We start from the raw sequence: 13,867 nt of genomic DNA on the forward strand, positions 1-13,867 counted from the left end.
AACTGAATAACTCCCTTCATTTGGGATAAGTTATTATTAATTCCAAATAAAGGAGGTACGGAGATGGATCAGCATTCAAACGAGCAGAAATCTGACATGGAGACGGATGAGACGTTAACGAACCGGCAGGGCCACCCGATCACAAACAATCAGCATATCAGGACCGTGGGCAACCGGGGGCCTTCCACATTGGAGAACTATGATTTCTTGGAGAAGATCAGCCACTTTGACAGGGAGAGGGTTCCCGAACGGGTCGTCCATGCCAGGGGAGCCGGAGCGCACGGCTATTTTGAAGCTTATGGAACAGCAGGCGATGAGCCGGTCTCAAAATATACGAGAGCAAAACTGTTTCAGGAAAAAGGGAAGAGGACCCCGGTGTTTGTCCGTTTTTCGACGGTGACCCACGGGATATCTTCACCGGAAACGCTTCGCGATCCCCGCGGATTTGCCGTTAAGTTTTACACGGAGGACGGGAACTGGGATCTAGTCGGAAACAACTTGAAGATCTTCTTTATCCGCGATGCGGTGAAGTTTCCTGATTTAATCCATGCATTTAAGCCGGACCCGGTTACGAATTTGCAGGATGGCGAAAGAATCTTTGACTTCATTTCCAACACGCCTGAAGCCATGCACATGATCACATTTTTGTTTTCTCCTTGGGGCATTCCGGCAAACTACCGGCAGATGCAGGGGTCCGGTGTCAACACATACAAATGGGTAAACCAAGAAGGAGAAGCCGTCCTTGTGAAGTATCACTGGGAACCGAAGCAGGGCATAAAAAACTTGACGCAAAAAGAGGCGGGAGAAATTCAGGCGAAGAACTTCAATCACGCTACACAGGATTTATACGAAGCGATTGAGCGGGGAGACTATCCCGAGTGGGAGTTGTTCGTTCAAATCATGAGCGATGATGAGCATCCTGAACTTGATTTTGATCCGCTTGACGATACGAAGCTATGGCCTGAGGAGAAATTTCCTTGGCTTCCTGTCGGCAAAATGGTATTAAACAAAAATCCCGAAGACTACTTTACAGAAGTCGAGCAAGCGGCATTTGGAACAGGGGTTCTTGTCGACGGACTTGATTTTTCCGATGACAAAATGCTTCAGGGACGTACGTTTTCCTACTCTGATACACAGAGATACAGGGTAGGGGCCAACTATCTGCAGCTGCCGATCAATGCACCGAAAAAAAGGGTGGCAACCAATCAGCGGGGCGGCCAGATGCAGTACAAGGTCGACTTAGGCAAAAATCAAAGCCCGCACATCAACTATGAACCTTCAACTATCAACGGGCTGAAAGAAGCGAAGCAGGACGGCAAAGAATATACCCCGCATGTCGAAGGAAATCTGGTGCGCGAAAGTATCGAAAGACAGAATAATTTCAAGCAGGCCGGGGACACGTACAGGCATTTCGAAGACTGGGAAAAGGACGAGCTGATTACGAATCTGGTCAATACACTTGCCCCCTGCGATCAAAGAATTCAAACGAAAATGATCGAGATGCTCAAGCAATGCGACAAGGAATATGGAAGCAGGGTCGAAGAAGGATTAAAAAACGCTTCCAGCCAAAATACATCCAGCCGGGAGCCGATCGGGGCAGAAGGCGCCGAAGATGCGCCGAGACAGGCGGAAGAAAAAGGCCATAGTGAAGATCCTTATTAAAGGATCATCATTATCTATTCAAACTGATATTAAGATATGGATGCGCTTCAGCGTATCCTTTTTATTTTGTAATAATGGAGACAATCGGTTCAGCAGTGGAGGAAAAAGAAGAATACAGAAAGAGGCTTAGGGTGTTCGCTCCAATTTGTCGAGAAAATAACGAGCAAAAGAAGCTTATCCCCGCTTACTCCCTTTAACCAATATTTCCCTATATTCAACAAATGTACAAATCCACAACAAAGAAGCAAACGGAAAATATGGTAAAATTAAACATGTATAAAGAGTTGAAAAAAAGGAGGAGTTTTCATGTTGAAAAAGTTGGCAGCGGTCGTTTTCATGTTGGGAATCATGCTTTGCGGTGCTGGCGGAACGTCTGTTTTGGCATACGGAAAGTCAATTTCTCAGGAATCGATTCATCCCTACAGCACGGCATATACAGATGTCAAGGTGGTTGGCAAAACAGTCCGCTTTTATATTAAAGGATTGGAGAGTCCGTTTAATCAGACTTATTATGAAAGAGTCGCATGGACAAGCACTGATGAGGAGCCTGATACATTAAAGGACAACATTTTATCTGTGAAAATACCGGCAAAAACGGGAAGCAGGTATGAGGCAAACTCAAGCGAAAGGCTTGAGCTGATCAGAGAAAAGGTCAATTCAGGCGATATGGTTTACGGATGGGCAAAAGCGCAGAATGGCAATTGGTATCCTGCCGGCTCTGCTAAAATATCTTATTGAGCAAGGCAAAAAGCAGGCATCATCCCCGCCTGCTTTTTGTACGTATCGAAAACTGCTTTGAAACGAGCATCACTCCTGCCCCTGCTAATGACAAAGCCCCGGCAAACCAAAAAACCTCCCGCAGCCCGAACAGTTCAGCCGTTTTTCCCGCCACAACCGGTCCGAGAAAAAAACCGAGCGCATAAAAAGATTGATAGAAACCCATCACAGACATTTTGAGCTGAGGCGTACCAAGCTGGACGACTTTGCTGACCAAAAGCGGAAAAATAAACCCCAATGTCAGTCCTGTCACGGCGTGGATCACACACACTGCGAAAAGGTTCTCGGCGAACGGCAGCAAGGAAAAGAAAACAGCCGTTATCACATAAGATATCCATATCAGTGCATCGGCGGCCTTTACTTTGTAAAAGATACACCACACGGAAGCCAGCGTTTGCGGAACAAAAAAAGCGCACATAATCCAAATCAGCTGCTTCTCATCAATGCCGACCGATTCCGCGTAAATCGGTGTGAACCCGAACACGGTCATAAATAGCACGGCATGGGCTAAAAACGATAATGTTGTAATCGCTTTTAAATTAGGAAGACGCAACGTCTGTTTAACATAGTCTGACAAAGCCATCCCTTTGGCCGTATGGCGGGGGCCGTTATCTTTAATGTAAAATGACAGAATCAGCCCGATGCACGAAACGGCAACACCGATCCAAAACGGAAACATCCAGCCGAACAAATGGACGAGGTATCCGCTGACAGCCATGCTGACAAATTGGGGGAGAACCGTTAAAAACTGCAGGATGCCCATCGCTTTTGACGATTGATCTTTTGTGAAATACTGCGAGTATAAAACGGTTGCCATCACCCACATCGCCGCAGTCATACCGGCGAGCAGCCTGGCCGTGATCACCATGATGAACGAATCGGACAACAGAAATATGCAGCAGCTCAACAGAGACATTGCAAAGCCGCTGATCAACAGCTGTTTTCTAAGCGGCGAAAGAACATCTGACAGGATGCCGAACGGAAACCGCAGTAATATCTGGGTGACGCCGTAGCTTCCGAGTATTATTCCTATCGCTGAATATGAAAATCCGATGTTGTCTAAATATAATCCGAAAACAGGGACATAGATGTATGTAGCAAACCAGAAACAAAAGACGGCACCCCAAAAGATGATATGATCTTTCCTTAAAATTTGTTTTTCTTCATAGACGATTTGTTTTTGCAGTTCCATCCCTTTTTACTCACACCCCTTTAAATTCCAGTACATCATAAACCCCGCTCGGAAAACAAGATGATTTTTTATCTTATTGAAATACAATTGAACGGTTTGCTTGCAGCCGTCGTCCTAGATACAGAGACAAAAAGAAAGGGGGTAGGCGTTTTAGTGGATCAAGCAGATGAAAAAGAACTGATCATACGGGCAAAAGACGGGGAAGATGAGGCTTTTACGATACTGTTTCAGCTTCACTATCCTTTTGTATATCAATATGTTCTGAAATTAACGCTGAACCCAGATCTCACAGAGGACTTGGTCCAGGAAACGATGCTGAAAGCGTATGTCAGCCTTCATCAGTTTCAAGGCAACGCGAAATTTTCAACATGGCTGATTTCAATTGCTTCCCGGCTGTTTATCGACCATCAGCGCCGGAAAAAACGCGAAAACCGCAAAACGCAAGCAGCAGGAGAGGAAGCCTTGCGAAAAATGAAATGGAAGTCTGCCCTTCACGGCCACGAATGGAGCGAATACTTGGAGCTTTTTGCTGCTCTTGAGCCAGAGTTCAGAATGCCAATCTTGTTAAGGCACTATTACGGGTTTACTTATCCTGAAGTGGCAAACATGCTGAAAATAAAAGAAGGTACCGTCAAATCGCGCGTGCATCATGGATTAAAGAAGATTCGAAAGGAGTGGGGACAGTGAACGACCGAGACGAAAAAGAAACGATTACACAGTTGAAACGCGAACTCGAAAGAATGGATGATACTTTTGTGCCGCCGGTTCCTCAAGTATTTGAACTGAATCAGCGTTTAGCGCGGTTTAAGCAAGAACGCAAGCGGGCGCTCAAAAAGGAATTGCTTTGTTTTATCGTCATGGCGCTGGTGATTTTATCGGCTTACTTGACGATTTCCGTTCAAGTGCCGGCTGTTTTTATCATGGTGCAGGGTGCGGCGCTTATATTTCTGCCGGCGCTCGCCTTATTAGAAAAAAGGCGGCGTGCGGCTGACGGGGAGGCTGATTAAATGAATCTTGATATGACTCAGGAAAAATTGATGCTGCTGCTTTACATTTCACCGCTTTTATTTGCGCAGAGTATCTTTCTATTTCTTAATGCGAAGAAAAAAGGAGCCAATGCGTGGTTTTGGGGCATATGGGGCTTGATCCAAACACCGATGCCTTTATTATTCTATTATTTATTTGTTGTAAGGCCGTTTCATAAGAAAAGGAGGCCGTCATCATGACTGAAACAGATATACCTTGGGCGCTGCTCGCTCCTTTCATTGTTCTGTATTTCATTTTAGCAGTGTCCGCATTGGTCAATTGTATCAAACAGGAGAAAACGAATGGCCCAAAGTGGATGTGGATTTTGATCATTTTCGGGATCAGTTTTGTCGGTCCCGTCTCTTACTTTATCATCGGTAAAAAAACATATGAGAGGAGGCGGGTGTGATGCTGTCCGTCAATGGTTTAACAAAAATGTATCAGCAGCACCAAGCTGTCCGAAATGTCAGCTTCGACCTTGAATATCAGCAATGCGTTGCCCTTCTCGGGCCGAACGGAGCGGGAAAAACGACGACATTGCAAATGCTTTCCGGTTTATTGGCGCCTACATCAGGAGGCATCCGCTTTTTGGGGAGGGAATCGATAAACAGGCTGGAAATCGGATATTTGCCTCAGCATCCTGCGTTTTTTTCATGGATGACAGCTTTGGAATATATGGTGTTTGCTGCAAGACTTTCTAAAATGAAACGTCGTGAAGCCCTGGAAAAGAGTCGAACCGCTTTGCGCTATGTCGGTCTGGAAAAGGAAGAAGACCGGAAAATCAGCGGTTTTTCAGGAGGAATGAAGCAAAGGCTCGGGCTTGCGCAGGCTTTGGTTCATGAGCCGAGCCTGTTGATTTTGGATGAACCTGTTTCTGCGCTCGATCCGGCGGGGCGGCGCGAAGTCCTTGATATGATGAAAGAATTAAAAAAGAAGATGACAATTCTATTTTCGACTCATGTGCTGCATGATGCCGAAGAGGTGTGCGATCAAGTGATCATGCTGAAAGAAGGGGCTGTCAAATGGTCAGGTCCGCTTCACAGATTGAAGAATCGGCATTTAAAGCCATCTTATATCCTGACAGCTGAAGAGAGCCTTGAAGGATGGCTGGAACACCTGCCTTATGTCAGCAAAGTCGTGTATCATAAGCCTTCACAAGCTGAATTTTATTTAACAGATCGGTCTGACAGCCGCCGGCTTTTAGCTGAATGCTTGAGCAGGCAAGTATCGATTGTTCGTTTTGAACAAAAAACGATGTCCTTGGAAGATATGTATTTGAAGGTGATGGGGCTATGAATTCATTTTTTATGTTATTTCAAAAAGAATGGACGGAAAGCTGGAGGGACGGAAAGCTGCTTTGGCTGCCAGTCATTTTGATCCTTCTGGGCTTGATTCAGCCGCTCACCCTGTATTATATGCCTCAGATTATCGATATGGCCGGGAATTTGCCTGAGGGAGCTGTGATCGACATACCAAAGCCGGGAAGTGAAGAGGTGATGGCGAGCACCTTGTCCCAGTTCGGCACGATTGGTACTGCAATTTTCGTTTTCAGTGTGATGGGCAGCATTGTCCACGAACGAAACCAAGGATCCCTTTCATTGGTGATGGCGAGACCTGTCAGCCCGCTGCAGTATATCGGCAGCAAGTGGCTTCAGCAGGTGCTGCTCGTATTGGTTTCGTTTGCTGTGAGCTACGGTCTGGCTTTTTATTATACAAACCTTCTATTCGGCAAGGTTGAAATTAACCGGTTCTTATTTAGTTTATTCGTGTACAGTATATGGATTGTATTTGTCATGTCGGTCACGATGTTTTTCGGTGCCCTGTTTCGCCGTATCGGGGGGATTGCCGGCATGAGCATCAGTTTCATCGCCTTCGTTTCACTGGCGGGTTCCTTATTTCCCCGTTTTACCGAATGGATGCCTGATAAGGCGAAAAGCCAGGCTGACTATTTTATCATGCATGGTTCATGGGATAATGCTTTCGGCTGGATGGTGTTTTCGTCTTTGGAAATTGTGCTTCTTTTGTTCATGTGCACCGTTTTTGTTTTTAAAAGATATGAATCTTACTAATCAGCCGGGCTTGCCCGGTTTTTCTAATTGTTATCTTCATAGCTTAAGGTGTACAATACATTGAAAGGTTTCGAGGGCGTATTTCAAAATATAAAAAAGGAGTGATCCAATGGGTACGCTTAACAGCCAGGCAGATCTTGCGGCTCAGTCAAAAGCTAAGCCGAACAGGGTATGGATCGCTGTCATATTGGGTATTTTATCGGGAATCGGTCCGGTTGTGATCGATTTATATTTGCCCGGCCTTCCGCAGATGGCATCTGATTTACATACGAATGCTTCCGTCGTTCAGCTCAGTTTAACATCGTGTTTACTGGGGCTGGCAATCGGCCAAATTGTCATCGGTCCTTTCAGCGATGTCCTTGGAAGAAGGCTCCCGCTGATCGTTTCGCTGTCCGTTTTTGCCGCGGCCTCATTTTTATGTGCTATGACATCCTCTGTATGGGTCTTGATTGCGATGCGCTTTATTCAAGGTGCAGCGGGTGCAGGCGGCATTGTCATATCACGCGCGATTGCCCGTGATCTATATTCTGGTACAGAATTGACAAAGTTCTTTTCGCTCTTGATGCTGGTTAACGGGATTGCGCCTATCATATCCCCGGTAGCGGGCGGCCAGCTGATGAAATGGACGACTTGGAACGGCGTATTTTTCATTATCGGCCTTTTTGGCTTGCTGATGATTTTGTCCGTGATATTCGGAGTTAAAGAATCACTGTCTCCGGAAAACCGCACGGCAGGCGGGTTCAAAGAGACGTTTGTATCATTTGGAAGGCTCTTCGGCCAGCGCACATTTATGGGATACGCTTTGGCGCAAGGGCTGATCGTAGCGGGGATGTTCGGCTATATATCGGCCTCTCCGTTTGTTTTGCAGGACATTTACAAATTGTCGGCGCAAGCCTTTAGTTTTTGTTTCGCATTAAACGGCTTGGGCATCATTATCGCAGCCCAGATTACGGGCAGGCTTGCCGGTCGGTTCGGCGAAGCTTCCCTTTTGCGGAGCGGTTTGCTGCTGTCTTTTACCGCAAGCGTTGTTTTATTTGTTTCTGTCTTTTTCAAAGCACCGCTGATTCTGATTTTAATTCCGCTGTTTGTCGTGGTTTCCTGCATCGGAATCGTGACGACGACCAGCGGATCCTTAGCGATGCAGAGCCAGGGTAAATCGGCCGGAAGCGCATCTGCGCTTTTAGGACTGCTTCCGTTTATTTTAGGAGCTGCCGCGGCGCCGCTCGTCGGTATTGGCGGAAGCCATACAGCTTTACCGATGGCAGTCGTCATTCTGTTTTGCAATATCAGCGCGCTCGCTTGTTTTAACATGCTGGTTCGGCGGGCAGCGCTTAAATGAAAAAAGCCTGCCGGTTCTTTTGCTGGCAGGCTGAAATGTTTTAGCGTGGCAGGATATCAACTGTAGCTTCAGCGTGGTTGTAGTTTCGTCCAAACTTTTGCAGCTCCGCAGTGACTCTGTGGGTTCCTGCGTTTGGCAGCGTTTTCCGAACCATGACCAGTTTGAACGCAGAAGAGCTGAAAGCATAAACCGGCACTCTGACGGTTTGCCCGTCATTTAAAATTTGTGTATAGTTCAGTGTTCTGCCGTTCAGCGAATCTCTTGTGTTCGCATGGAAGCGGTATGGAAAGTTAAATTCAACATAGCTTGCACCGACAAAAGAGTTCGGTTTGTAAGTGACTTCAATGTCTGAGGTCGTCCACTCTTTGTTGCTGTCAACCGTTTCGACATGAAGCGTCGGAGCATTTCTGAAAAAAGTGGCGCTCGCTTCCTCCGTCGGAAGAATGAAAGAAAACAATGCTGCCGAAGTTAATAGCCCGACTCCCATTTTACCGATAAATTTACGTTTTAACATGTACTTCCCCCTCCTAATGAATGTTGTTAAAAAAGATGAAAAAGGAAAAAATAAGTTCATCATCTACTATATTCCTTTTCCTGCCCCATCAATCTATCACCGTTTACCATTCAAGTAAATATTTTTTGAGGAAAATTCTAAAAACTTTTAAAAAATGCATGATATGTAAAGGGAAATACAGCAGAACAGCTGCCGGCAAATTGATGCCGGCAGGCCGAACATTGATTTAACGAGGAACAATCTCCAAAGTTGTTTCAGCATGGTTGATGTTTTTTCCATTTTGTTGAAGTTCAGCAGTAATTCTGTGAGTCCCTGCATTTGGGAGCGTTTTCCGAACCATCACTAATTTGAACTCACAAGAGCTTAAAGCATAGACGGGAACTCGGACCGTTTGTCCATCATTTAAAATTTGTGTATAGTCAAGTGTTTTTCCATTTAGTGTATCTCTTGTGCTTGCATGAAAACGGTATGGAAAATGAAATTCAACATAGCTTGAACCCACAAAAGTGTTTGGTTTATAAGTAATTTCGATGTCAGAAGTTGACCACTCTTTATTGCTGTTAATGGTTTTTGCCTCAAGCACAGGCTTCTGAGTCGGGTTATCCGGTTGCGGATAATCCGGCTGCGGTTTTTGAGGCGGCTGCGGCTTAGGCCACGGCTTGAATGGCGGCGGACAAAAGATCGGTCCTCTAAAATGATTTGTTTTCACCTCTTGGGCATTTGCCCCTTGGGTAGGAATGATAAATGAAAACAATGCTGCAGAAGCTAATAGAGCAACACTGATTTTGCGAATGAATTTTCGTTTAAGCATCGATAAGTTCCTCCTAAATGCAATGTTAAAGTTAAAAAATAGAGGACGTCCTATTATTTTCAAGAAAAGGTAGAAACGAGATCGCGATCAACTATATTCCTTTTCTTGTTTACTTAATCTATCACCATTTACCATCCAAGTAAATATTTTTAGATAAATTTCTAAAAAAAATTAGTATAAATTGATAGTTTTTTATCAATTTATAGCCTTTTTTATAAAAAGGAGTCGTATAAAGAACAAAATGGGCAAATATGTATGTTGGGTTGCGGTTCTTTGAGGGGCGTTTTAATATAAAACAAAAAGGAATGAGGGGGATGGATAATGAGAGACGTTCAGTGGTTTTTGGCCGGGGATTCAACGGTTTGCGATTATGATAGCGACAGGGCGCCGCGTGCAGGCTGGGGACAGAAAATTGGCGCGTTTTTAAGCGACGGTGTTTTGATCCGCAATGAAGCGGCATCAGGGAGAAGTTCAAAAAGCTTTATTGAAGAAGGCAGGCTGGAGCGAATCATGACACAGATCCAAAGCGGCGATTATTTGTTTGTCCAGTTTGGTCATAACGACCAAAAGCCGGATGATCGCTATACAGAGCCATATACGACTTACAAGCAGCACTTGCGCCGGTATATAGATGACGCCCGGTTAAAAAAAGCCAATCCGGTCCTCATTACACCGGTCCAGAGAAGATCATTTGAAAGCGACGGCCGGTTCAAAAATACCCACGGCGACTATCCTGATGCGATGATACAGCTTGCTGAAGAGCTTCGGGTGCCGCTCATCGATCTCGCCTCCAAAAGCCGTCAATTGCTTGAATCGCTGGGCCCGGAAGCTTCCAAAAAGCTGTTTTTATGGCTTGAACCGGGGGAACAACCCAACTATCCGGACGGAGCCAGGGATGACACCCATTTTTGCGATTTCGGTGCAAATGAGATGGCTAAGCTTGTTGCACAGGGAGCAAAAGAAACGGGAATTCCTTTATAAAACAGTCTACTTGAGAATAATTTTCAATTATTTTTCAAAATTTTTGCACTTCCGATGCCAAACTGTGATACGATCAATCTCGTAAAGATTCTCAAAAGGAGTGCACATCATCTTATGATACGCCGCTTTTTTTCATACTATAAACCTCATAAACGTCTGTTCTTCATCGATTTCAGCAGTGCGATCATCGTCGCAGTGCTTGAGCTGGCTTTTCCCCTAGTCGTTCAGTGGTTCATCGATACGCTGATTCCCGGGGGAGACTGGCTTGAAATTGTCTGGGTAAGCATCGGCCTCTTACTGATTTATTTGCTCAGCACGGGCCTGCAATACATTGTCAATTATCTCGGGCATAAGCTCGGCATCAATATTGAAACGGATATGCGCCAGGAGCTTTTCCAACATGTACAGCGCCAATCTTTCCGATACTTTGACAATACAAAAACTGGACATATCATCAGCCGCATCACAAATGATCTGTTTGATATCGGAGAGCTGGCCCATCACGGACCGGAGGATTTGTTCATCGCCGTGATGACCTTTTTCGGTGCATTTTGGATCATGCTGACGATTAATGTGAAGCTTGCCTTGGTTGCTGTTCTGTTTGTGCCGTTATTGATTATTTTAATCACTTATTCAAATATCAGGATGAACCGCGCTTGGCGCCAGATGTACAGCGAAATCGCCGATGTTAACGCCAGGGTTGAGGACAGCGTCTCAGGCGTTCGCGTCGTTCAATCTTTTACGAATGAACGCTTTGAGATTTCCCGGTTTTTAAAGAACAATCAAAAGTTCCGCAAGGCGAAGCTGAAAGGCTACAAAACGATGGCTCTCACGACTGCGGGGACCTTTTTGATGACGCGGCTGATGATTCTGGCAGTGCTTGTGTACGGAGCTTGGCTCAGTTTTTCCGGGAATATGTCCTACGGGGAATTCGTCGGGTTTGTTCTTTATGTCAACGTGTTGTTTAAGCCGATTGATAAAATCAGCGCCATTTTGGAGCTTTATCCGAAAGGAATGGCAGGATTTAAGCGGTTTACGGAGTTGATCGATACAAAGCCGCAGATTGTCGACCGCAAAGATGCGATTGATGTTCAGCTGTTGGAAGGAAACATCGTCTTCAAGAATGTGACGTTCGGCTATGAAAAACATAAACCTGTCCTGCAAGGCGTCGATCTGTCAATTACAGCCGGAGAAACGGTCGCTTTTGTCGGCCCTTCGGGAGCGGGCAAAACGACGATCAGCTCGCTGATTCCGCGTTTTTACGATATAGACGGCGGAGCCATCACAATTGACGGCATCGATATTCGCGACATGACAAAACGTTCTCTCCGTTCGCAAATCGGCATCGTCCAGCAGGATGTGTTTCTTTTTACGGGGACGCTCCGCGAAAACATCGCCTACGGAAAACTGGATGCGACAGATGAAGAGATTCAGCGGGCCGCCAAAATGGCGCATTTAGAACAGCTGATCGAGTCGCTCCCGGACGGTTATGAGACCCAAGTCGGCGAAAGAGGGCTGAAGCTGTCAGGGGGTCAAAAGCAAAGGATCGCAATCGCCAGGATGTTTCTTAAAAATCCGCCGATTCTCATATTGGACGAAGCCACATCAGCACTTGACACAGAGACGGAGCAGGTGATTCAAAACGCTTTGACAGAGCTCGCAAAAGACAGGACGACGCTTGTCATTGCTCACAGACTTGCTACGATCCGCAATGCCGACCGGATTGTGGTCGTGACAGAAAACGGAATCGCAGAAGAAGGAACACATGATGAACTGGTTGAGCGGGGCGGTATTTTTGCGAATCTTCATCGTGTACAGTATCAGTCGTAAATGTTTGAAACAGGCAAGCCCATGTTTGGGCTTGTTTTTTTAAGGGCAAAAGACCTTGAAAAGAGAGAGAACCGATGCTACACTTTCGTTATAAACTATCGATATCGGATTTCGATATTGAGTTTCGTTAAAGGGGGTGCGGTATTGGAAGATAAAGTATTGCGAAAGCTATTTCTGGGATTTATTCAAATTCATATTTTGCACCACGCCAGCGAACATCCGATTTTCGGCTTGTGGATGCTTGAGGAATTGAAAGAGCACGGATATAACATCAGTGCGGGAACGCTGTATCCGATCCTTCATTCAATGGAATCTGACGGACTTCTTCGAAAAGAAGAACAGAATGTGGACGGGAAAATCAGAAAATACTACTCAACTACGGAAAAAGGAGCAAGCGTACTGAAGGAAGCAAGGTTGAAAGCATATGAACTGTTTAAAGAAATTAAAGAATAGAGGAGTGAAATGATGACAAAGCATAAAGCGGACAGAAGCTTGAGGTCGCTGCTTGAAATTCTATTCGTTTCAACCAGGCTTGGATTGACATCGTTCGGAGGCCCGATCGCCCATTTGGGATATTTTCATGCCGAATATGTCCGCAAAAGAAAATGGATGGACGAAAAAAACTATGCCGATCTGGTCGCTTTATGCCAGTTCCTGCCCGGCCCTGCCAGCAGCCAGGTGGGGATCGGAATCGGCGTCATGCGAGCCGGCATCATTGGAGGCATCCTAGCGTTCATCGGGTTTACTCTCCCATCTGTCATAGCACTCGTATTATTTGCTATGATTCTGCAAGGCTTCGATATCGGGACAGCCGGCTGGATTCATGGGTTGAAAATCGTAGCCGTAGCCGTAGTCGCCCATGCTGTTTTGGGGATGGCGCAAAAGCTGACACCTGATAAAAGGCGCAAGGCGATCGCGCTGTTTGCTCTAGTCGCCACCCTTCTCTGGCAGACGGCTTTTACACAGGTCGGAGTCATCCTGCTCGCCGCTTTCGCCGGTTATCTCATCTATAAAGAGCAAGTTGAGACAGATGATTCTGTCATGCGATTTCCAGTGTCGCGCCGTTTTGCGGCGGTTTGTCTCAGCTTGTTTTTCGGGCTTCTCATACTGCTGCCGATGCTCAGAGAACTGACATCTTCCAGCTGGATTGCCATGTTTGACAGTTTTTACAGGTCGGGTTCTTTAGTCTTCGGCGGAGGGCATGTGGTCCTGCCGTTATTAGAACGGGAATTTGTACCGACGGGCTGGTTAAGCGAAGAGGCTTTTTTAGCCGGGTATGGAGCCGCTCAAGCTGTCCCGGGGCCTTTGTTCACATTCGCTGCATATCTTGGTGCGGTGATCAGCGGCTGGCAAGGCGGAATGCTCGCCACAGCGGCGATTTTTCTGCCGGCGTTCCTGCTGATTCTGGGGACGCTGCCCTTCTGGGATACGCTGCGCCGCAATCCTAAAGTGAAAGGCGCTTTAATGGGAGTGAATGCAGCCGTTGTGGGAATATTGATTTCCGCGTTTTATCAGCCGATCTGGACCAGCTCGATATTGGCGCCGGTCGATTTTGCATTCGCCGCGGTTTTATTCAGCCTGCTTGTCTACTGGAAGCTTCCGCCATGGATCATCGTTGCGGCCGGTGCTGCCGGCGGTGCATTGATGCAATTGCTGTAAATGGAGA

At 46.2% G+C, this 13,867-nt stretch carries 16 protein-coding genes; 13 read left to right on the plus strand and 3 right to left on the minus strand.

Features of this window, described 5'->3' with window-relative positions; genetic code table 11:
* Positions 1-63 precede the first annotated feature (63 nt).
* Together M1E03_RS01210 and M1E03_RS01215 are read left to right on the plus strand one after the other, a co-directional pair.
* A complete protein-coding gene (locus M1E03_RS01210) occupies positions 64-1,662 on the plus strand; it encodes a catalase (RefSeq protein ID WP_458110630.1) in 1,599 nt (532 codons plus the stop codon).
* 306 nt (positions 1,663-1,968) lie between these two features.
* Entirely contained in the window at positions 1,969-2,400 is a 432-nt protein-coding gene (locus M1E03_RS01215; RefSeq protein ID WP_026580310.1) for a hypothetical protein, read from the plus strand.
* Between the two features lie 19 nt (positions 2,401-2,419).
* On the opposite strand, the gene M1E03_RS01220 is transcribed toward M1E03_RS01215, so the two are convergent.
* Positions 2,420-3,631: an MFS transporter gene (locus M1E03_RS01220; RefSeq protein ID WP_145625123.1), complete on the minus strand. Its 1,212-nt coding sequence runs from the start codon at positions 3,629-3,631 to the stop codon at positions 2,420-2,422.
* A gap of 153 nt (positions 3,632-3,784) precedes the next feature.
* Between M1E03_RS01220 and sigY the strand changes: the two genes are divergently transcribed.
* The 7 genes from sigY to M1E03_RS01255 all read left to right on the plus strand — a co-directional run bounded on the left by sigY (position 3,785) and on the right by M1E03_RS01255 (position 8,065).
* The gene (gene sigY / locus M1E03_RS01225) at positions 3,785-4,318 is read left to right on the plus strand and encodes an RNA polymerase sigma factor SigY (RefSeq protein ID WP_023856948.1); all 534 of its coding nucleotides are present in this window, start codon (positions 3,785-3,787) and stop codon (positions 4,316-4,318) included.
* A complete protein-coding gene (locus M1E03_RS01230; protein WP_020453422.1) occupies positions 4,315-4,638 on the plus strand; it encodes a YxlC family protein in 324 nt (107 codons plus the stop codon). The genes sigY and M1E03_RS01230 overlap by 4 nt, the downstream gene beginning before the upstream one ends.
* Positions 4,639-4,857: a hypothetical protein gene (locus M1E03_RS01235; RefSeq protein ID WP_020453421.1), complete on the plus strand. Its 219-nt coding sequence runs from the start codon at positions 4,639-4,641 to the stop codon at positions 4,855-4,857.
* Positions 4,854-5,066, plus strand: a complete 213-nt coding sequence (locus M1E03_RS01240; RefSeq protein WP_020453420.1) for a PLD nuclease N-terminal domain-containing protein — start codon at positions 4,854-4,856, stop codon at positions 5,064-5,066. The genes M1E03_RS01235 and M1E03_RS01240 overlap by 4 nt, the downstream gene beginning before the upstream one ends.
* A complete protein-coding gene (locus M1E03_RS01245; RefSeq protein WP_020453419.1) occupies positions 5,066-5,953 on the plus strand; it encodes an ABC transporter ATP-binding protein in 888 nt (295 codons plus the stop codon). Before M1E03_RS01240 ends, M1E03_RS01245 begins: the two co-directional genes overlap by 1 nt.
* The gene (locus tag M1E03_RS01250) at positions 5,950-6,726 is read left to right on the plus strand and encodes an ABC transporter permease (RefSeq protein ID WP_145654607.1); all 777 of its coding nucleotides are present in this window, start codon (positions 5,950-5,952) and stop codon (positions 6,724-6,726) included. The genes M1E03_RS01245 and M1E03_RS01250 overlap by 4 nt, the downstream gene beginning before the upstream one ends.
* A 109-nt stretch (positions 6,727-6,835) precedes the next feature.
* The gene (locus M1E03_RS01255; RefSeq protein WP_020453417.1) at positions 6,836-8,065 is read left to right on the plus strand and encodes a multidrug effflux MFS transporter; all 1,230 of its coding nucleotides are present in this window, start codon (positions 6,836-6,838) and stop codon (positions 8,063-8,065) included.
* Positions 8,066-8,105: 40 nt separating this feature from the next.
* Here M1E03_RS01255 and bslB (M1E03_RS01260) read toward each other — a convergent pair whose 3' ends face one another.
* Positions 8,106-8,579 (minus strand): biofilm surface layer hydrophobin BslB, encoded by a 474-nt coding sequence (gene bslB, locus M1E03_RS01260; RefSeq protein WP_023856950.1) that lies wholly within the window; start codon positions 8,577-8,579, stop codon positions 8,106-8,108.
* A 226-nt stretch (positions 8,580-8,805) separates the two neighbouring features.
* Positions 8,806-9,390 (minus strand): biofilm surface layer hydrophobin BslB, encoded by a 585-nt coding sequence (gene bslB, locus M1E03_RS01265; protein WP_458110631.1) that lies wholly within the window; start codon positions 9,388-9,390, stop codon positions 8,806-8,808.
* A gap of 318 nt (positions 9,391-9,708) precedes the next feature.
* Here bslB (M1E03_RS01265) and M1E03_RS01270 point away from each other — a divergent pair, with 318 nt between their 5' ends.
* From M1E03_RS01270 to M1E03_RS01285, 4 genes are all read left to right on the plus strand, one after another.
* Positions 9,709-10,371 (plus strand): rhamnogalacturonan acetylesterase, encoded by a 663-nt coding sequence (locus tag M1E03_RS01270; RefSeq protein ID WP_041817376.1) that lies wholly within the window; start codon positions 9,709-9,711, stop codon positions 10,369-10,371.
* A 114-nt stretch (positions 10,372-10,485) separates the two neighbouring features.
* Positions 10,486-12,201, plus strand: coding sequence for an ABC transporter ATP-binding protein (locus M1E03_RS01275; protein WP_035337976.1), 1,716 nt, complete (start codon positions 10,486-10,488; stop codon positions 12,199-12,201).
* Between the two features lie 144 nt (positions 12,202-12,345).
* Entirely contained in the window at positions 12,346-12,654 is a 309-nt protein-coding gene (locus tag M1E03_RS01280; RefSeq protein ID WP_020453412.1) for a PadR family transcriptional regulator, read from the plus strand.
* 12 nt (positions 12,655-12,666) lie between these two features.
* Positions 12,667-13,860 carry a chromate transporter gene (locus M1E03_RS01285; protein WP_146875322.1) on the plus strand — a complete coding sequence of 398 codons (1,194 nt, stop codon included), beginning with the start codon at positions 12,667-12,669 and terminating at the stop codon, positions 13,858-13,860.
* Positions 13,861-13,867 lie beyond the last annotated feature (7 nt).

It is taken from the genome of Bacillus sp. PK6-013 (assembly GCF_054161445.1).

Coding starts and splice junctions, on each gene's coding strand:
- M1E03_RS01220 (WP_145625123.1), bottom strand. CDS start 3,631: ATGGAACTGCAAAAACAAATCGTCTATGAAGAAAAACAAATTTTAAGG.
- M1E03_RS01255 (WP_020453417.1), top strand. CDS start 6,836: ATGGGTACGCTTAACAGCCAGGCAGATCTTGCGGCTCAGTCAAAAGCT.
- M1E03_RS01210 (WP_458110630.1), top strand. CDS start 64: ATGGATCAGCATTCAAACGAGCAGAAATCTGACATGGAGACGGATGAG.
- M1E03_RS01215 (WP_026580310.1), top strand. CDS start 1,969: ATGTTGAAAAAGTTGGCAGCGGTCGTTTTCATGTTGGGAATCATGCTT.
- M1E03_RS01275 (WP_035337976.1), top strand. CDS start 10,486: ATGATACGCCGCTTTTTTTCATACTATAAACCTCATAAACGTCTGTTC.
- M1E03_RS01235 (WP_020453421.1), top strand. CDS start 4,639: ATGAATCTTGATATGACTCAGGAAAAATTGATGCTGCTGCTTTACATT.
- M1E03_RS01240 (WP_020453420.1), top strand. CDS start 4,854: ATGACTGAAACAGATATACCTTGGGCGCTGCTCGCTCCTTTCATTGTT.
- bslB (WP_458110631.1), bottom strand. CDS start 9,390: ATGCTTAAACGAAAATTCATTCGCAAAATCAGTGTTGCTCTATTAGCT.
- M1E03_RS01250 (WP_145654607.1), top strand. CDS start 5,950: ATGAATTCATTTTTTATGTTATTTCAAAAAGAATGGACGGAAAGCTGG.
- bslB (WP_023856950.1), bottom strand. CDS start 8,579: ATGTTAAAACGTAAATTTATCGGTAAAATGGGAGTCGGGCTATTAACT.
- M1E03_RS01245 (WP_020453419.1), top strand. CDS start 5,066: ATGCTGTCCGTCAATGGTTTAACAAAAATGTATCAGCAGCACCAAGCT.
- M1E03_RS01285 (WP_146875322.1), top strand. CDS start 12,667: ATGACAAAGCATAAAGCGGACAGAAGCTTGAGGTCGCTGCTTGAAATT.